Origin of the sequence: Bradyrhizobium sp., from assembly GCF_016462955.1 — a bacterium.
In the GTDB taxonomy this organism is placed as follows: domain Bacteria; phylum Pseudomonadota; class Alphaproteobacteria; order Rhizobiales; family Xanthobacteraceae; genus Bradyrhizobium.
The window spans coordinates 2,648-20,128 of the sequence record NZ_JAEMSD010000021.1; the positions used below are offsets into that span (position 1 = coordinate 2,648).

14 protein-coding genes and 1 pseudogene are annotated in these 17,481 nt (G+C 63.8%); 4 read left to right on the top strand and 11 right to left on the bottom strand.

All coding sequences use genetic code 11. The features are described 5' to 3' along the window. Nucleotides 1–348 precede the first annotated feature (348 nt). Nucleotides 349–669, top strand: a complete 321-nt coding sequence (locus JHD07_RS04295) for a DUF3551 domain-containing protein (RefSeq protein ID WP_291619351.1) — start codon at nt 349–351, stop codon at nt 667–669. Nucleotide 670: 1 nt separating this feature from the next. Next, a complete protein-coding gene (locus JHD07_RS04300) occupies nt 671–937 on the top strand; it encodes a DUF3551 domain-containing protein (protein ID WP_291619352.1) in 267 nt (88 codons plus the stop codon). Nucleotides 938–990: 53 nt separating this feature from the next. Here the strand turns inward: JHD07_RS04300 and JHD07_RS04305 are convergent, their stop codons facing one another. Together JHD07_RS04305 and JHD07_RS04310 are read right to left on the bottom strand one after the other, a co-directional pair. Continuing rightward, nucleotides 991–1,629, bottom strand: coding sequence for an HD domain-containing protein (locus JHD07_RS04305; protein WP_291619354.1), 639 nt, complete (start codon nt 1,627–1,629; stop codon nt 991–993). 42 nt (nt 1,630–1,671) lie between these two features. Further along, nucleotides 1,672–2,133 (bottom strand): carboxymuconolactone decarboxylase family protein, encoded by a 462-nt coding sequence (locus tag JHD07_RS04310; RefSeq protein ID WP_291619356.1) that lies wholly within the window; start codon nt 2,131–2,133, stop codon nt 1,672–1,674. Nucleotides 2,134–2,249: 116 nt separating this feature from the next. Here JHD07_RS04310 and JHD07_RS04315 point away from each other — a divergent pair, with 116 nt between their 5' ends. Beyond that, nucleotides 2,250–3,656: a PLP-dependent aminotransferase family protein gene (locus JHD07_RS04315; RefSeq protein ID WP_291619357.1), complete on the top strand. Its 1,407-nt coding sequence runs from the start codon at nt 2,250–2,252 to the stop codon at nt 3,654–3,656. A 148-nt stretch (nt 3,657–3,804) separates the two neighbouring features. Here JHD07_RS04315 and JHD07_RS04320 read toward each other — a convergent pair. Beyond that, nucleotides 3,805–6,954 (bottom strand): annotated as a pseudogene (locus tag JHD07_RS04320) (GAF domain-containing protein). 109 nt (nt 6,955–7,063) lie between these two features. Continuing rightward, nucleotides 7,064–7,837 (bottom strand): helix-turn-helix transcriptional regulator, encoded by a 774-nt coding sequence (locus tag JHD07_RS04325; RefSeq protein ID WP_291619358.1) that lies wholly within the window; start codon nt 7,835–7,837, stop codon nt 7,064–7,066. A gap of 106 nt (nt 7,838–7,943) precedes the next feature. On the opposite strand from JHD07_RS04325, the gene JHD07_RS04330 reads away from it, so the two are divergent. After that, a complete protein-coding gene (locus JHD07_RS04330) occupies nt 7,944–9,023 on the top strand; it encodes a zinc-binding alcohol dehydrogenase family protein (protein WP_291619360.1) in 1,080 nt (359 codons plus the stop codon). A 96-nt stretch (nt 9,024–9,119) separates the two neighbouring features. Here JHD07_RS04330 and JHD07_RS04335 read toward each other — a convergent pair whose 3' ends face one another. The 7 genes from JHD07_RS04335 to JHD07_RS04365 all read right to left on the bottom strand — a co-directional run bounded on the left by JHD07_RS04335 (nt 9,120) and on the right by JHD07_RS04365 (nt 17,447). Then, nucleotides 9,120–9,821 carry an ABC transporter ATP-binding protein gene (locus tag JHD07_RS04335; protein WP_291619361.1) on the bottom strand — a complete coding sequence of 234 codons (702 nt, stop codon included), beginning with the start codon at nt 9,819–9,821 and terminating at the stop codon, nt 9,120–9,122. Nucleotides 9,822–9,828: 7 nt separating this feature from the next. Continuing rightward, complete coding sequence (locus tag JHD07_RS04340) at nt 9,829–11,109, bottom strand: lipoprotein-releasing ABC transporter permease subunit (protein ID WP_291619362.1); 1,281 nt, start codon at nt 11,107–11,109, stop codon at nt 9,829–9,831. A gap of 90 nt (nt 11,110–11,199) precedes the next feature. Beyond that, nucleotides 11,200–12,519, bottom strand: a complete 1,320-nt coding sequence (proS, locus tag JHD07_RS04345; protein WP_291619363.1) for a proline--tRNA ligase — start codon at nt 12,517–12,519, stop codon at nt 11,200–11,202. A gap of 241 nt (nt 12,520–12,760) precedes the next feature. Further along, nucleotides 12,761–13,297: a copper chaperone PCu(A)C gene (locus JHD07_RS04350; RefSeq protein ID WP_291619364.1), complete on the bottom strand. Its 537-nt coding sequence runs from the start codon at nt 13,295–13,297 to the stop codon at nt 12,761–12,763. Nucleotides 13,298–13,328: 31 nt separating this feature from the next. Beyond that, the gene (locus JHD07_RS04355) at nt 13,329–13,826 is read right to left on the bottom strand and encodes a TlpA disulfide reductase family protein (RefSeq protein ID WP_291619366.1); all 498 of its coding nucleotides are present in this window, start codon (nt 13,824–13,826) and stop codon (nt 13,329–13,331) included. After that, nucleotides 13,823–15,034 (bottom strand): sialidase family protein, encoded by a 1,212-nt coding sequence (locus tag JHD07_RS04360; RefSeq protein ID WP_291619368.1) that lies wholly within the window; start codon nt 15,032–15,034, stop codon nt 13,823–13,825. Before JHD07_RS04360 ends, JHD07_RS04355 begins: the two co-directional genes overlap by 4 nt. Nucleotides 15,035–15,059: 25 nt before the next feature. Beyond that, the gene (locus JHD07_RS04365; RefSeq protein ID WP_291619390.1) at nt 15,060–17,447 is read right to left on the bottom strand and encodes a TonB-dependent receptor; all 2,388 of its coding nucleotides are present in this window, start codon (nt 17,445–17,447) and stop codon (nt 15,060–15,062) included. Nucleotides 17,448–17,481: the final 34 nt, after the last annotated feature.

Genomic DNA, 17,481 nt, shown 5'->3' on the forward strand with positions numbered 1-17,481 from the left:
GTGTAGGGCCGAGCCGCGAGGTCAGCAGCCAGCGCCGGTGCAGCCGCGCTGAGCGCAACCAGGCTGACGGCAGCAAGCAACAAATTCTTCTTCATTTGATTCCCGTTCCAGTTTCTTCAGTAGGCCCCCGGGCCGTGGCGTCGTCATATCAGCGATCGACGGAATTGCTGTAACCACGACGCAACAGTCCGTTCGAAAGGGTCTCGCTCATTAACGAATGTTAGTCAGCGCCTGCGCGGAAACCCTTTGAAACAAGTATTTTCCTGAGTTCCAATGTCGACTACAGATCATCAGCTGCCTGCACGCGTGACGTCGTCGCGCGCACATTCGCGTGATTGGAGAATCGAAATGCGCGTTCAAGTTACCCATCCCATTATCGCCACATTTTCGCTCGCATTCGTCACACTCGTACTCGCATCGAGCACGAGCACGCCCGCGCGCGCATTCGGCAAGAACCATCCCTTCTGCCTCACCGGTGACGAGTGGCCGGGACTGAGCAATTGCAGGTTCGACACCTACGCGCAGTGTCAGGCGAGCGCGTCAGGACGCGCGCTGACCTGCATCGCCAATCCGTTCTTCGCCGGACAGAGCGACGACCCCTACGCGTATCAGAATCGTCCGCGCACCCTGACGCCAGGCTACGCGCCGGGCTATTACGGGCCACGCTGAGATGCGCAGCGCGCACCTTGCACTCCTCGTGATCGGCCCCCTCCTCGCAGGAGGATCCGCAGGCGCACAGACCTATGATCCAAGCTATCCGGTCTGCATGCAGATCTACGGCCCGGTCGGCTATTTCGAGTGCAGCTACGCATCGCTTGCGCAGTGCCGCTATCTCGCCGTCGGACGCTCCGCGAGTTGCGTGGTGAATCCGTATTTTCCGTCGAGCAAGCCGGCGCCCCCTCACCGCCCGAGACGCCCCGCCGTTCGCGCCGGATGATCAAAGCCGTTCCGCTGATGCCGGGCATGCCGTGACGGAGCGGCAGCCTCCCCTCAGCTCTGCCAGGGCGTGTTGCGGATGCGCGTGCACGCGTTCGGCTTGCGGAAGCCCGGATCGTGATCCTCGATGTAATCGAAGTTGACCGTCCCGAACGTCGTCTGCGGCTTCTTCAGCGCTGAGCAGGTCTGCACCTTCAAAAACTCGTTCTTGAAGTCGCCGCGCGGGAACGCGGAGATCACCTGGTCGCGCTGCTCCGGCGTGTACTCGTCATATCCGATGCCCACGACGTCCACCAGGACGCCTGCGTTGGTTAGCGCGATCTCCGGTTTCATATATTGCGGAATGCCGGGGGTGGTGTGTAGCGCGATTGCTTCCCACACTAGGTCGGCTTGCGGCTCGGCAATGCCGCGCGCCCGCAGAAAGTCGCGCGCGGCGTCGGCGCCGTCGACCTCAAACCGCTTGGTCTCGGTGTGGTAGTGATCGACGAGACCGAGGTCGTGAAACAGCGCCGCGACATACAGCAGTTCGGGATCGAACTTCAGCTTCTGACGCAGCCCCTTGATCGCGCCGAACACGTAGACGCGAACCGAATGGTTGAACAACATCTCGCCCTCGTAACTGCGCACGAGTTCGGCAGCCTCGCGCGCCAATTGACTGTCGGGGATTTTGACGCCGGAGATCACGCTCGTCATTTTCAGGCTCCTGCTTTCTGTTTCGGCTAATGCCATTCGCCGTCAGGCGGCATTCTCGAGCACGGCCTGCGGCGTTTTCCGGAAGCTGATCGACATGCGATTGTACGCATTCATCAGACTGATCGCGATCGTGAGATCGACGAGCTCGCGCTCATTGAAGACCTTGCGGGCGGCTCGATAGGCATCATCCGGAACGTTGGTCTCGGCGACGCGGGTGACCGTCTCGGCCCATGCAAGGGCGGCGCGCTCGCGCTCGTCGAAGAGATTGCCGGCCTCCGCCCACGCCTGGACCAGCGCCAGCTTTTCGATCTTCACGCCGCCCTTGAGCAGGTCGCGCATATGCATGTCGAGGCAATAGGCGCAGTTGTTGATCTGCGAGACGCGGAGATAGACCAGGGTGACCAGCGTCGCGGGAAGCCCGCTCTGCATGACGTAGCCGTAGACGCCGCCCAGCGCCTTCGCGCCTGCCGGTGCAACGTGGTTGTAGTCGATACGTTCACTCATCTGCATGCTCCTTGATGATCGGAGGGATGAACACTCCCCGTTACCCCCCTTAGGTGTCCCTGTTCTGGTCCACGAAAAAGTACCAAGAACGCGCAAAAATCGTGTACCACTCAGGCATGACCAAGCCGCTGCGCCTGGAGCTGGATCGATCTGCGAAGACGCCGTTGGCCGAGCAGATCCACAGGGGAATCAGGGCCGCCATCGAGAGCGGCGTGCTCGCCCCCGGCGCGCGCCTGCCCTCCTGGCAGGATCTGGCCGCCCAGCTCGGCGTCGCGCGCGGCACCGTGCGGGTCGCATACGAAAAGCTCTCATCCGCCCAACTGATCGTCGCAAGCCGCGCGACTGGAACACATGTCGCGGACCGGCCGCGCTTTCCGGTGCGGCGGGACAAGGCCCCGGCCCCAGGCTCTTTCATGGAGATGTACCAGGAGCTCACGGCCGGGCCGGCGATCTTCCAGATGGGCGTGCCTGCGCAGGAGACCCTTCCTGCGACGTTGCTGGCGCGGATGCGCGCGCAGGCGGTCCGCATCGAGATGAGCGCACCGGCGATCTATCCTGATCCGCGCGGTGAGCCGGCGCTGCGGCGCGAGATCTCCGCCTACCTTGCGCTGGCGCGCGGGATCGAATGCGCGCCCTCCCAGATCATCATCACCGGCGGTTTCAGCGGCGGCCTTGGCCTGACGCTCCGCGTCCTCGGCCTCGAGCAGAAGAAGGCCTGGATGGAGGATCCGGGCTTTCCCTTCACCCGGCACGGCCTCAAGCTCGCGCGAACATCGATCGTGCCGATCCCCGTTGACGCCGACGGCATCGATGTCGATTTCGGCCTGAAGCATGCTCCGGATGCGGCACTGGTGGTCGTGACGCCAGGACAGCAGGCGCCGCTCGGAGCGACATTGTCGCTGGCAAGACGCTCACGCCTGCTCGACTGGGCCACGCAAAGCAAGGCGTGGGTGATCGAGGATGACTATCTGAGCGAGCTTCAGCTCAAGGGCCGGGCGACACCGGCGCTCGCCTCGCTCGACCGCGCCGGTCGCGTCATTCACATCGGCTCTTTCAGCAAGACCGTGACTCCTGCTCTGCGACTGGGCTTTGTGGTTGCACCCGCCGCTCTGGCGGCGCGATTTGCCGAAGTTGCGGCGTGCCTCGTCCCTGCGCCTGGACCTGCGGTGCAGCTCGCGCTGGCCGATTTCATTAGCGACGGCCATTATCTGCGGCATCTTCGGCGCACGAAACGGCTCTACGCAGCGCAAGCCGATGGTTTGCTGAAATACCTGCGCCCCCGCACTGCCAACGTTGCGATTGCCGGATTGGCGGCGGTCCTGCGCTTGCCGGAGGGAGCATCCGATCTGGCCATCGCCAGGGAAGCGGCACCGCTTGGCCTCGCGCCTACGCCGCTATCGCTCTGGTCTGCGTCGAAGGGCACAGCGCGCCCAGGACTGTTGCTCGGCGTCGCAACGTCTCCTCCAGCGAGGATCGAGGCATCCTGCGATCGGCTCCTTCAGATCATCGATCGACTGATGTGATCAATACGCGGCGGCGTGTCCCTCAAAGGTCTTCTTGCGAAAGCCGGGACAACGCCCTCATGCAACGGGAGAGATCTATTCGAAAATCGTCTGGGACAAGCTTCATCGCCCGGCGTGCTCGAATCGAAGGGCGCCTGACACGACGCGCTCAACACTCGTCGAGCAGATTGCGGACCTTGGCGGCCAGGTCTTCGATCGCAAAGGGTTTGGACAGCAGGTGCTTGCCGGCATCGAGCACGCCATTGTGGACGATCGCGTTGCGCGTATAGCCGGTGGTGAACAGCACCTTCAGATCCGGGTGCCGCCTCGACAATTCGGCCGCGAGCTCGGCACCTGTCATGTCGGGCATGACGACGTCGGTGAACAGCAGATCCGGGACGAAGCCGCCTTCGATCTTTCTGATGGCATCCCTGGCGCTGGCAGCCTCGACGACGATATAGCCAAGCTCGCGCAGGCTTTCGGACGAGATGCTGCGGACTCGCTCGTCGTCCTCCACGACGAGAATGGTCTCGCTCTGAAGGCTCGCACCCGCATATGACGCGCTTTCCGAGGGAGGAGAGACCGGCTCCTCGCCGGCGAAACGAGGCAGATAGATCTTCACGGTCGTCCCGACATCGAGCTCCGAATAGATTTTGACATGGCCGCCCGACTGCCGCACGAAACCGTAGACCTGGCTGAGGCCGAGGCCGGTCCCCTTGCCCACGACCTTGGTCGTGAAGAACGGATCGAAGACTTTTCCCAGCACGTCTTCCGCGATGCCCGTGCCGTTGTCCGTGACCGCGATAAGAACGTACTGCCCCGGCTGCAGGGCGTATTCGTGGGCATACTTTCGATCGATCGAGGCGTTGGCGGTTTCGATCGTCAGCCTGCCGCCCTTCGGCATGGCGTCGCGCGCATTGACCGCAAGATTGATCAGCGCGCTTTCCAGCTGCGCCGGGTCCGCCTTGACGCGCCACAGGCCGGCCATCAGCACGGTCTCGAGCCGGACCAGCTCGCCGAGCGACCGCTCCAGCAGCTCACTCATCCCGCCCACCATCTTGTTGATGTCCAGGACCTCGGGCGCAAGCGGCTGTTGCCGCGAGAACGCCAGCAGCCGTTGGGTCAAGGTGGCAGCGCGGTTTGCACCGTCTATCGCGCTCTCGAGGAAGCGGTCGATGTTGAGCTCACCCTGGCCGAGCCGCCGTTTAGCCAGATGCAGGCTGCCGAGGATGACCGCGAGCATGTTGTTGAAGTCGTGGGCGATGCCTCCGGTCAATTGCCCGACCGCTTCCATCTTCTGCGATTGCCGCAATTGCTCCTCGGCCTTCATGCGTTCGGCGATCTCGTCGGCAACACGCTGCTCCAGCCCGGCATTGAGGGACTCGAGCCTGGTCAACAACCGGGCGTTGTCGATCGCCGTCGCGGCATGGCCGGCGATGCCGAGCAACGCCGCCTCATGTTCTTCCTGGAATCGACCTGGCTCCGCGTGACCGAAAAAAAGCCCGCCGAGCACTTCGCCGTTCCGCGAGACGACGGGGACCGCTAGGTAGGACCGGACCGGAAGATGGCCTTCGGGCATGCCCTTCCGCGGCGCGTTCTTGCCATAGCGCGGGTCCTGCAGAATGTCGTCAGACCGCACCACGCCCGTGCCCTTGAACGTCGGCTCGAACACGGCCGTGTTGCGCGGCATCGGAAAGTTCTCGAAAGCGGACCGCGGCGCGCCGGACAGCGAATACAGCATGTAGCTGCCGCCGTCCGCTGCCACGACGTTGTAGAAAAAGGCTCCGAATTGGGCGCCGGTCAGCTCGACGCCGGCATCCGTCACGATCTGCACGATCTTGCCGAGATCGCGTTCGCGAGCGACCGATGACCCGGTGTCGTTCAGGATCCTCAGATGTCGTTCGGTTTTCTTTTGCGCGGAGATATCCAGCACCGTCCCGATGAATCGAACGGCCAGGTCCTTGGAAAAAATCGCGCGACCGGTTGCGGCGATCCAACGCTCGATGCCGTCCTCGATACCGACGGTCCGGAACTCGATGTTGTAGCTCGCCGGAGAATGAGGGTTCAGGGCTGCCGACACGGCCTCATGGGTGCGTTGCCTGTCTTCGGGATGAAGACCTTGCAGGAATGAGCCTTCGTAACTGACCTCGGCGTCCGCTGATAAACCGAACACCTCCTTGCAGCGGCTGTCCCATCGCAGAACATCGTTGACCGGATCGAAATCCCAGGTGCCGATGCCGGCGGCCTTGTTCGCGAGCACCAGGCGTTCGGCAGCTTCCCTCGCTGCCTGCTCCGATCGGACGCGCTCGATATGCGCCCAGGACCGCTCCGTCACTTCGCTGAGCAAAGCAAGCTCGCGCGAAGCCCAGCGATGTGGTCCCCGGTGGTGAATCGCCATCAAGGCGTTCAATCGGCCTTCCTTCACCTACGGCATGCAGATCGTCGAGCCGATCCCGATCCGCTGAAAGGCAGCGGCTGCCTCGGGCCCGATCTCCGTCGAATTGTCGTTGATGACGAGCGGCCTGCCGGCACCCAGCTCTCGCACCGCCTTCTCGCCGAAATCTGCGAGGCTATAGTGCCCGAGGATGTGCATGGCACCTGGCGCTGCCCAATCCCCGCGTATGGTGAAGCCGTCCTGATCAGGATCCATGTCGGCATAGGCGCAGTTCGAGACGCCGAGATACTCGCCGACCATTCTCGTCGTGACCGCCATGACGCCGTCCGCGTCGCTGGTCTTTGCCGTTTCCTTGTTGAGCGCGTCCAGGAAGAGCAGGCGCGCCTCGTTCTCCCGCAACGCGCTCTCGGCCCGGCGGCGTTCGACCGCTGTGCGGGTGCGTTCGGCAACCTCGCGGATGAGCTCCAGCTCCGCGGCGCTCCATGGGCGCGGCGTAGCGTTGTTGAGGTAGAGCAGCGCAACGACGCCATCGGGTTCGGAGATCGGCATGTTGACGAACGCGCACGCCGAGATTGCCTCGAGGGCTCGGGCGCGGTCGCCGACGCGCGGGTCTTTCTCGGCATCGGCGCAGATGACCGTCTCGCCCCGCTTCAGGTCCTCGATATAGCTGCCATAGTCACGAAAGCGCAGCACGCCCGCCAGGCTCGTTATGCCCGGAGCGTTCCAGTCGCGCGCGATGGTGATGGTCTCGGCCGAGGTATCGACGGTGCCGTAACCTGCCCGGCTGACATTGAGGCTGCGGCCAAGCAGCTCCGCCGCCGCATAGGCGAGATCGTCGGGATCACCGATCTCCCGAATAAGGTCGCCGAGGCTGGCTAAGACGGCATTGCGGTCGGCCGAGGGCATCCCGGTCGCTGTCGTCATCGGTCACCCCCGAACACGTCCCTCGCTCCACCTGCTTACCGATGAAACGGTAACCGTAGGGCGGCGGTTAGGTTCCCGGCGCGGTCCAGGCCGGGCCCTTGGGACGGCCTCACGCAGGCGTATAGATCACGAGCTTGAGCGCGGGATCGTCGTTGGCCTGGAAGCTGGAGTGCTCGAACCGGAGCAAGCCCTTGGTCGGATGGTTGATGGTTTTGAGTCCAGAGGCCGTGCTGCGGATCTCGTGCGCCTCCCACCATTTGACGAATTCCGGACTGCCCTCGCGCAGTCGCGCGACCAGCTCGGTGAAGGCGGGGTCGCCGGCCCAGACATCGTGCGTCGCGCGAAACATCGCAACCATGCGCTTGGCCAGGTCGGCCCACCCCGCCCCGTAAGATTTTCGCGCGCGCTTGTTGGTCATCATCAGCAGCAGCGTGTTGCGGTCCTCCTCCGGCAACCGGCCAAACGCGAAGATATCCTCGGCCGCCGCGTTCCAGGCCAACACGTCCCAGCGCTGCCCCGTGATGTAGGCCGGATGGGGGAGGCTCTCGACCAGTCGCAAGATCGCAGGCGGCACGATCTCGCGCGTGAACGAACGCCTGTCGCCATTGCGTGCCAAGGCCTTCAGATGCGCGTGCTCGGTCTTACCGAGACGAAGCGCGCGGGCCAGTGCGTCGATGGTGGTGGCGGAGGGGCTGACGGTACGGCCCTGCTCGAGGCGGATGTACCAGTCGACGCCGATGCCAGCGAGTTGAGCCACCTCCTCGCGGCGCAGCCCCACGGTCCGGCGCCGGCTGCCTGCAGGCAGCCCGACGGTCTTCGGCGTCAGCTTTTCGCGGCGGGAGCGGAGGAAATCGCCGAATTCGAGGCGGCGTGGATCAGCCATGATGTCGCTCCTGCAGCAAGGGCCTTTACAATACTAGGATAATACCAGGCCTTCCCGGCCCTTCCAAGGTGGATCATCGTCTCAATCCCGACCTTGAGGTGAACCCATGAAAGCTGCCGTGCTGAAATCCTTCGGATCGCCGCTGATCATCGAGGACGTGCCCGAGCCGATCCTCGGCACCGGCGAGGTCATCGTCGACGTCGTCGCCACGCGCGTGTTGTCCTACACCAATGAAGTGTTCAGCGGCGAGCGCAAATATCTGCTCGACCTGCCCGTCATTCCCGGCTCCGGCGGCATCGGCCGGGTCAGACGGATCGGCCCTGACGCGACGCATCTGGCCGTCGGCGACTGGGTTCTGTGCGATCCGACCGTGCGTTCACGCGATGACGCACGGGCTCCCGACATTACGCTGCAGGGCTGGAGCGCGCGCGGCGAAGGCGGGATGAAACTACAGAAGCACTTCCGGCATGGCTCGTTTGCGCAGCAGATCATGGTGCCGACCGAGAACGTCAAGCGCCTTGGAGCGATCACGCCGGCCGAAGCGACACAATGGTGCGCGATCGGCACCATGCTGGTCGCCTATGGCGGCTTCCTCGCGGCAAAGCTGCAGCCCGGTGAGATCGTGCTGGTGAGCGGCGCGACCGGCAACTTCGGCAGCGCTGCGGTGGCGGTCGCGCTCGCGATGGGCGCGGCCTGCGTGGTTGCGCCAGGCCGCAATGACAAGATCCTGGCCGATCTGGTCCGTCGTTTCGGCGATCGCGTCAGGCCGGTCAAGCTTGCGGGCGTCGAGGATGAGGACCGCGAGCGGATGAAGCGCGCTTCGCCTGGGCCGATCGACTGCGTGTTCGACATCATGCCGCCTTCGGTCAGCCCCAATGTCGTGCGCGCGGCGATCATGACGGTGCGGTCCTATGGACGCGTGGTGCTGATGGGCGGCGTCGGCATGCTCGGCGGCCCCGGCCTGGAGTTGCCCTATAATTGGATCATGCGCGATTGCATCACCATCCACGGCGTCTGGATGTATCCGCCTGACGCGGCGACCCGCCTGATCGCGATGGTGCGGTCGGGCCTGCTGCGGCTCGATCATTACCAGGCCACGGAATTCGACCTCGACCACGCCAACGAAGCGGTCGCCCATGCCGCCGCCAATGCCGGACCGTTCAAAATGACGGTGATCAGGCCTTGAAACCCGGGGAGCGCGACGGAGCGCCGTCGCCAATTTTTTCGTCAGTCAGGCCAAGCACTTGGCTACTGTGCATGGGGTTGTTTTTTGGGTTTGCGGCTATTCGAGCTCGACCACCTGGCCGTTCGACAGCGACACGCGTCGGTCCATGCGGCCGGCGAGCTCCATATTGTGGGTCGCGATCAGCATGGAAACGTGCGTCGCCTTGACCAGCTGCATCAGCGCCTGGAACACGTGATCAGCCGTGTGCGGGTCGAGATTGCCGGTCGGCTCGTCCGCAAACAGCACACGCGGCGCGTTCGCCACCGCGCGTGCGATCGCGACGCGCTGCTGCTCGCCGCCGGACAGCTCGGCCGGGCGGTGGGTGATGCGGTCGCCGAGGCCGAGATAGCCGAGGATCTCCTTGGCACGCTTGATGGTCTCGGACTTCTTCAGGCAGCGGATCATCTGCGGCAGCATGACGTTCTCGAGCGCCGAGAACTCCGGCAACAGCCGGTGCGACTGGTAGACGAAGCCGATATCGGTTCGGCGCAGCTGCGTGCGCTCGATGTCGGGTAGCTGCGAGGTCGGCGCGCCCGAGACATAGACCTCGCCGGAATCGGGGGCCTCGAGCAGCCCCGCGATATGCAGCAACGTCGACTTGCCCGACCCCGACGGCGCCACCAGCGCGACCGATTGGCCGGCCCACAGCGCCAGATTGGCGCCGTCGAGGATCGTCAGCGGCACCTCGCCCTGCAAGTACTGCCGCTTTATCTCGTGGAGATAAATGACCGGTACATCGTCCGCCCCCTGCTGCTCCATCAGCCCCTCACTCGTACCGCAGCGCTTCGACGGGATCGAGGCGCGCGGCGCGCCACGACGGATAGAGCGTCGCCAGGAACGACAGCGTCAGCGCCATGATGACGACGGCCGTGGTTTCGCCGACGTCGATCTCGGCAGGCAGTTTCGACAGGAAGTAGAGCTCCGGCGAGAACAGCTCGGTCGAGGTCAGCCAGGACAGGAATTGCCGGATCGATTCAATGTTGAGGCAGATCACGAGACCGACGCAGAAGCCGACCAGGGTGCCAACCACGCCGATCGAGGCACCCGTGATCAGGAAGATGCGCATGATCGCGCCCTGCGAGGCGCCCATGGTCCGCAGGATCGCGATGTCGCTGCCCTTGTCCTTCACCAGCATGATCAGGCCGGAGACGATGTTGAGGGCGGCCACCAGCACGATCATGGTCAGGATCAGGAACATCACGTTGCGCTCGACCTGTAGCGCATTGAAGAAGGTGGAGTTGCGCTGCCGCCAGTCGACCAGGAACACCGGCCGACCCGCCGCCTCCGTCACCGCCTTGCGGAAGGCGTCGATCTTGTCGGGATTTGCTGTGAACACCTCGATCGAGGTGACGTCGTTGCTGCGGTTGAAATAGGCCTGTGCTTCGGGGAGCGGCATGAATACGAAGCCGAGATCGTACTCGGACATGCCGATCTCGAATACCGCCACGATCTTGTACGGCTTGATCCGCGGCGTCGTGCCCATCGGCGTGACCGCGCCCTTCGGCGCTACCAGCGTGATGCTGTCGCCGGCGTGCAGCGACAGCTGGTCGGCGAGTCGCCGGCCGATCGCGACGCCCTGCCCTGTGTCGAAGCCTTCGAGCGAACCCTGCTTGATGTTCTTGGCGATCGAGGTGAGGTTGTTCAGATCTTCGGAGCGGATGCCGCGCACCAGGACGCCGGATGCATTCCACGGCGATGACGCCAGCGCCTGGCCGTCCACGACCGGCGCGGCGAGCCGGATGCCCTCGACCTGGCTGAGGCGGTCGGCGACGTCCTTCCAGTCGGTCAACGGCGATTCCAGCGGCTGGACCAGAATGTGGCCGTTAAGGCCCAGGATCTTGTCGAGCAGCTCCTTGCGGAAGCCGTTCATCACGGCCATGACGATGATCAGCGTCGCCACGCCCAGCATGATGCCGAGAAAGGAGAACCCGGCGATGACCGAGATGAATCCCTCCTTGCGGCGCGCCCGCAAATAGCGCCCCGACAGCATCCACTCGAATGGCGCAAAGGGCGCGGTTTGCACGGTTTCGGTCATGGTCTCATCCATCGCTCGATAATCCCATGATTCGGGGTCAATTGTGGCCGGATTGGCGGCCGCGATATCGCGCGACGAACAATATTCAGTCGACCAGGCCTATCAGCCCACAAGTCTTGCGACCGCATCCGCAGGCGACATGGTCTCGCGGGCGCCGTCACTGCGCCGCTTGATCTCGACCTTGCCGTCGGCAAGGCCCTTCGGCCCGATCATGATCTGCCAGGGGATGCCGATCAGATCGGCGGCGGCGAATTTGGCGCCGGCGCGCTGGTCGGTGTCGTCGTAGAGCACGTCGACGCCCTTGGCCGTGAGCTCGGCATACAGTTTCTCGCACGCCGCATCGACCGCCGCATCCCCCTGCTTGAGGTTGAGGATCGAGACACGGAACGGCGCCACCGCCTCCGGCCATTTGATGCCGGCATCGTCGTGGCAGGCCTCGATGATCGCACCCAACAGGCGGGACACGCCGACGCCGTAGGAGCCGCCATGAATCGGCACATCGACGCCGTCGGGACCTGCGACCAGCGCCTTCATCGGCTCCGAATATTTGGTGCCGAAGTAGAAGATCTGGCCGACCTCGATGCCGCGGGTGTTGACCCGCTTGTCCACGGGCACTTCCTGCTCGAACCGCGCGGCGTCGTGGACGTCCTCGGTCGCAGCATAGACCGAAGTCCATTGCTTGATGATCGGCGTGAGGTCGCTCTCATAGTCGACGTCTTCGCCGGGCACCGGCAGGTCGAGCACGTCGCGATTGATGAAGACGCCGGATTCGCCGGTCTCGGCGAGCACGATGAATTCGTGGCTGAGATCGCCGCCGATCGGCCCGGTCTCGGCGCGCATCGGGATCGCCTTCAGCCCCATCCGCGCGAAAGTGCGCAAGTATGCGACGAACATCTTGTTGTAGGCGACGCGCGCCGCGGCCTCGTTGAGGTCGAAGGAATAAGCATCCTTCATCAGGAACTCGCGGCCGCGCATCACGCCGAAACGCGGACGCTGCTCGTCGCGGAACTTCCATTGGATATGATAGAGATTGAGCGGCAGGTTCTTGTAGGACTTCACATAGGCGCGGAAGATCTCGGTGATCATTTCCTCGTTGGTCGGCCCGTACAGGAGCTCGCGCTTGTGGCGGTCGGCAATTCGCAGCATCTCCGGACCGTAGGCGTCGTAGCGGCCGCTCTCGCGCCAGAGGTCGGCGAGCTGCAGGGTCGGCATCAGGACCTCGATCGCGCCGGAGCGGTCCTGCTCCTCGCGCACGATCTGCTCGATCTTCTTGAGGACGCGAAAGCCGAGCGGCAACCAGGCATAGATGCCGGCGGCCTCCTGCCTGATCATCCCTGCACGCAGCATTAGCCGATGCGAGACGATTTCCGCCTCCTTCGGATTTTCCTTCAGAATGGGCAGAAAGAACCGCGACAACCGCATGGCAATACTCTGTGAATCAGTGATCGCCTGCAGTGAAACCGGATTGAGAGAGAAAACACAAGCCGGGAATGAGGAAAAGCCGCTAAGGCTGCGAAATTCCTCGTCATTCCTCCATCGGCTTCAGGTTCGGCTCGCGCCAACGCGGCGCCCCATTACGGCGGCGCCGCCTTGATAGTCCCAAAGCGTGACCGGCTCGAAACCGGTACCGCCCTGTCGACGCCAGCGGCCGACCGGACCGGTCTCACTTCATCTTCATTCCGGAATGATCCGGCGTTTTCTTCATGTCCCCGTGGCCCGCGTGTCCGGCCTCGCCCGGCGCCTGCGCCCCTACGCCCTGGACGTCGAGGGAAACGGCAACGGAGCCCGCCTTCTCGAACTGAAGCGTCACCGGCACCTTGTCGCCTTGCTTGAACGGGCCCTTCAGTTCCTGGAGCATCAAATGATTGCCCCCGGGGGCAAGCTTCACCGTCTTGCCGGGGTCGATCGTCAATCCGTTGTCGAGGGGGCGCATCTTCATCACGCCGTTGTCCATCGACATCTCGTGAATCTCGGACTTGCCCGCGATGTCCGCGGAAACGCCGACCAACCTATCTGCGACGGCTCCCTTGTTCTCGATCGTGAGATAGCCGCCCGCGACCTTGGCGCCCCCCGGCGTCGCACGGCTCCACGCCTGCGAGATCACGAGGTCGCCGGCCTTGACGTCGGCGGCGATCGCCGGCGCCGCGCAGCTTGCAAGAGCGAACGCAACGAGCAGCACATCTTTCAACCCGGTCTTCATATCTGCATTACCTCTTTTTGGAGACTGAACTTCAGTGTTTGGAGAGCTGTTGCGCCGACCATTTCTCGAGATCGGGAATCTCGGCAGAGCCTTCGATCGTCGTGACGGTCCCATCGCGCGAGAACAGCATCGTCCTTGGGATGTCGCCCTGCCAGGCAGGGTCGATCTCGAACCGCAGGCGTTCGACGAAGCCGTCGCTGAAGATGAAGTTCTCGGTCGACGACAGTCCCGCCTTGTCCAGCATCGATTGCGTCGCGGCCGGCAGGTTCGGCACGAGATCGGCGCTGATTGTGACGACATCGATTTCGGGGTGGTCCTTTGCAAATTGTCCGAGCAGCGGCAGCTCGACCTTGCAGGGACCGCACGTCACGCCCCAGAAGTGCACGAGCATCGGACGCCCCGCGTGGCCCTTCAGCACGCTTTGCCAGGTGCCGCGTTCGAATGGCTTGAGAGCGGGAGGCGCCCCCAGAGCGGCCGCGGATCCGATCAGGATAGCCAGCCCCAGAATGGCTGGAAATCGGCGTCTCATGGTTGATCCTCGATCGCTGTGAGACGATAGCCGTCGGCTTTCGTCATCCATGACAGATACACTTGCCGGCCATTGGCGACGAGCAATGGATGGTCGGACGTGTCGCTCGTGCTGGATATCGTCCTCGGCGGCGACCAGGTCTCGCCGTCGTCGCGGGAGATCGTCATCTGGACCGAAGTCTTCTCGCCGTCGAACTCTTTCCAGACCATCACCGTTCCCGCCGGGCTAGCGAGCACGAAGGGACGGGTCGGGTTGCGGCCCGGCTGCCCAAGCGGCATCGGCGCAGAGAAGGTGCGGCCTTCGTCGCGCGAATGCGCGTAGAACAATCCCTTCCGCGCCTTGCCATTCGTGTACCAGGCGACGTGATAAGTTCCGCTCGGCGCAACGGTGAGGCTTGGCCCGTGATGCGGGCAGGCGTTGATCTGCCAGTCGTCGGTGCTGACCCGGCGAACTTCGCCTGAAGTCGCGACGTCGGTGAAGGTCATGACCGCATGGTCGCGCACACCGCCGGCGAAGATATTCCTGAAGATCACGACCGGCCGCCCGGGGGCCGCGAACGCCAGTCCCAAACGGCAGCACTCGCAGGTACCGTCACGCGCCAGTTGGGCCTCCGCATAGGTGGCACCGCCATCGCGCGACGAGGCAAAGAACAGCGCCGCTCCCTCGTACTTCCGCCCCGCCTCTTTCGCAGGGACACGATTGCGCTTGTCGAGCCAGGCCGCGAAGACTGTTCCGTCCTCGTCGAGCGCCAGCGCCTCAAAGCGCTGGCTCTCGTTGCTGGCGGTGATGGGCTTCAGCTCGGCGAAGCTCTTTCCGCCATCGGTCGAGCGCGTGGTGAGCACCTGGCCGTTGAAGGCCTCGTCCCTGAAGATCGAGAACGCGAGCGCGATGCCGCCCTTGAGATCGACCGCGATCTTCGGCCGGGCGTCCGGGCCCCAGTCGAGGTTCAGCCGCTTCGTCGTGACCTGGGTGGGGGTGGAGAAACTGCGTCCCTCATCCAGCGAACTCGCGACCGAGACCTGCCCGCCTGCCATCCAGACCAGCCACAGCGTCCCGTCCGGACCGAAGGCCGGCGTCGCCTTGGTCGCGCAGCGCAGCGCCGGCTCCTCACAGGCAGCTTCGGACGCATGCGGGGCACGCATCTGCGCGTGCGCCTCGCCTTGCACGCACGCGAGAGCGAGGATCGCGAGCACGCCGGTGCGGATCATGGCCCATCTCCTTCGCGAGCGCCGATCATCTGAATGCCACTTTCATACCCGCAACAAATGTGCGCGGCGAGCCCGCATAGATCGATCCTGTCGTGTTTGCGAGCACGCTCGCTGGATTTTGAAGCCCGGCGCCCGTGACGGTGTTCGCAATGTTGTTGGCGGAGGCGATGTAGGTGCGATCGAACACGTTCCTGACTTCGAGAAACAGATTCAGGGACCTGAATGTGTCGGACATCAGATCGGTCGTGTAGTGAACATTCATATTGACCAGCTCATAGCCCGGCGCTTTCAGCAGGTTTGCATTGTCCATGTAGAACGAGTCCTTCCACTGGACCTCGACGAAGCCGCCCAGGCCGGCCAGCGGCCCGGCGAACGCATCATAGCCAATTCGAGCGGTCAGCTCGTTGGGCGAGATACCGGGAATCTTGTTTCCGGCACGATTGAAGCTGAACACCGCACCATTGGTGATGTTCTCGACATATTCGGTATAGACCTCGTCGAGATAGGTGTACGCAGCCGTGAATCGCCAGCCCGGATAGAACTTCCAGTCGGCGGCAAGCTCGATGCCGCGATGCTCCGACCGCGGTGCGTTGAACGTGTAGGTCGCGTTGGGTGAGCCGGCAGGCGTTGCCTGACTGACGATCTCGTTGCGGAAGAACTCGTAGAAACCGGTCGCGCTGAGCTTGAGCGTGTTGTGCGGCGTCCAGTCGAAACCGAGGTCGTAACCGAGATTTTTCTGCGTCTGAAGCTGAGTGTTGTTTCCAGACAGGCCGGTCGGAAGAACGAAGAGATTCGAGACCTGCGGCGTGCCGTATCCCGTCGCGACCCGTCCGCGGAACAGCCATTCGTTGTTGAGATTGTAGAGGAGCGCCAACTCCGGCGCGGCATTCTGGAACTGCCGATCCGCAGTCGTGAGCGTCGTCGTGGTGATACCGGTGGGACCTGCGTATGCATAGGCCGTGTTCGTCCCCTTCAGCAAGGTGGTCTCCCAGCCGACGCCGGCGATCGCCGTCAGCGAGGTTGTCAGCCTGAGCTCTTGCCTGGCTCGCACGCCATAATTGGTCGTTTCGCTGAAGAGATTGCTCGAGAGCCTGCCGAGCGTGGCATTGCCCCCCGGCATCACGTTCCGCGTGTCACTCGACGCCGTCAGGGTGTTGTAGAACGCGCCGAAGAACGTGGTCGACTCCAGGCCAAGAAGCTCGCCGCGCTTGGTGACGTCGCTCATGTAATTGTACGATGGAAAATCTCCGATCGCGCCGGTCGTGCCGGTCGGCTGGCTGATGTTTCGGTCGTCGAAGACGAACTGGTTGCGCCAGGTCAGGGTGTTGTCGAAATCGTGCTCCCACCGGCCGCCGACAATGGTTCGGCGATCGTTACGTCCGAGCCCGGCCTGCAAGGCCGTCTCCGTGTCGGTCCCGGCAGTTGCGTTGAAGCCGTTGTTGAACAGCCTGACTGTCCCGCATCCCGCGGCGGCTGTCGCACCGATCGTACACCCCTGCTGGAACGGGTTGAGGTAGTATTGGTTCAGCGACTGCCGGAGCGGCAACCGCGTGCTGAGGTCATTGTTGATGATCTTGACCGTGAAGCGGTCGTCCGGCGTCACCTTGAGCGTGCCGAGGAAGTTGACCGTCTGGGTGTTGAACCAGCTGTTGCCGAGGTAGCCGTCACCCCGCACGTCGCTCGCAAACAGCGAGCCCTCGAAATTCCCGACCTTCTTGCCGGCGGTCAGGTAATTGTTGAGATAGCCGTAGCTGCCGCCGTCCACGCCATATTCGACGCCGTCGATCGTGCCGCCCGGCCGCGTCCGGAAATTGAGCGCGCCCCCGGTCGCATAATTGCCATAGAGCGCCGATGACGGCCCACGGATCACATCGATCGCGCCATAGGCGTGAGGATCGATCAGGTCGCTCCGCGACAGGCCGTCCGGCTGCGTCACCGGGAAGCCGTCCTCGAAAATCACGAGATTGCGGATGGCGAAACCGTTCCTGGCGTTGGAGCCCCGAATCGAGATGCCGAAATCCCGTGGACCGTTGCCCTGCTTGACCGAGATGCCGGGACTGTCCCGCAAGATGTCGCTGACCGAAAACGCCGGGCGATTGTCGAACTGGCTACGATCAATGGTGGTCGCGGTCTGGCCGGCCGGCGACTGGTTGAGTCCAGCCCGCACGTTAGCGGCGCTCGTCTTGGCGTTTGATCCCACGGCGCCCTCGGCCGTGTTGCGCACGACCGGCTGCGCCGCCCTGGCCGCCGAGGCGGCGCGCGCTCGCGAGGGCCGGGTGACAGGCTTTGGGCGGGAGGCCTGCGGCGCCTCGACCGTCACAGCCGGGATCGTTTGCGAGGCCGACTGGGCGAGCGCGTCTGAACCGAATGGGGCCACCAGTCCGACGAGCACAGGCAAGCCCGCGCGCCCCATTGCACGAATGCGTAACATCTCTTGAATTCCTGAC

What these genes read in the sequence shown, in the direction of transcription:
- JHD07_RS04295 (WP_291619351.1), top strand. Translation starts at nt 349, where the DNA reads ATGCGCGTTCAAGTTACCCATCCCATTATCGCCACATTTTCGCTCGCA.
- JHD07_RS04305 (WP_291619354.1), bottom strand. Translation starts at nt 1,629, where the DNA reads ATGACGAGCGTGATCTCCGGCGTCAAAATCCCCGACAGTCAATTGGCG.
- JHD07_RS04315 (WP_291619357.1), top strand. Translation starts at nt 2,250, where the DNA reads ATGACCAAGCCGCTGCGCCTGGAGCTGGATCGATCTGCGAAGACGCCG.
- JHD07_RS04330 (WP_291619360.1), top strand. Translation starts at nt 7,944, where the DNA reads ATGAAAGCTGCCGTGCTGAAATCCTTCGGATCGCCGCTGATCATCGAG.
- JHD07_RS04355 (WP_291619366.1), bottom strand. Translation starts at nt 13,826, where the DNA reads ATGAGACGCCGATTTCCAGCCATTCTGGGGCTGGCTATCCTGATCGGA.
- JHD07_RS04340 (WP_291619362.1), bottom strand. Translation starts at nt 11,109, where the DNA reads ATGGATGAGACCATGACCGAAACCGTGCAAACCGCGCCCTTTGCGCCA.
- proS (WP_291619363.1), bottom strand. Translation starts at nt 12,519, where the DNA reads ATGCGGTTGTCGCGGTTCTTTCTGCCCATTCTGAAGGAAAATCCGAAG.
- JHD07_RS04310 (WP_291619356.1), bottom strand. Translation starts at nt 2,133, where the DNA reads ATGAGTGAACGTATCGACTACAACCACGTTGCACCGGCAGGCGCGAAG.
- JHD07_RS04325 (WP_291619358.1), bottom strand. Translation starts at nt 7,837, where the DNA reads ATGGCTGATCCACGCCGCCTCGAATTCGGCGATTTCCTCCGCTCCCGC.
- JHD07_RS04300 (WP_291619352.1), top strand. Translation starts at nt 671, where the DNA reads ATGCGCAGCGCGCACCTTGCACTCCTCGTGATCGGCCCCCTCCTCGCA.
- JHD07_RS04335 (WP_291619361.1), bottom strand. Translation starts at nt 9,821, where the DNA reads ATGGAGCAGCAGGGGGCGGACGATGTACCGGTCATTTATCTCCACGAG.
- JHD07_RS04365 (WP_291619390.1), bottom strand. Translation starts at nt 17,447, where the DNA reads ATGGGGCGCGCGGGCTTGCCTGTGCTCGTCGGACTGGTGGCCCCATTC.
- JHD07_RS04360 (WP_291619368.1), bottom strand. Translation starts at nt 15,034, where the DNA reads ATGATCCGCACCGGCGTGCTCGCGATCCTCGCTCTCGCGTGCGTGCAA.
- JHD07_RS04350 (WP_291619364.1), bottom strand. Translation starts at nt 13,297, where the DNA reads ATGAAGACCGGGTTGAAAGATGTGCTGCTCGTTGCGTTCGCTCTTGCA.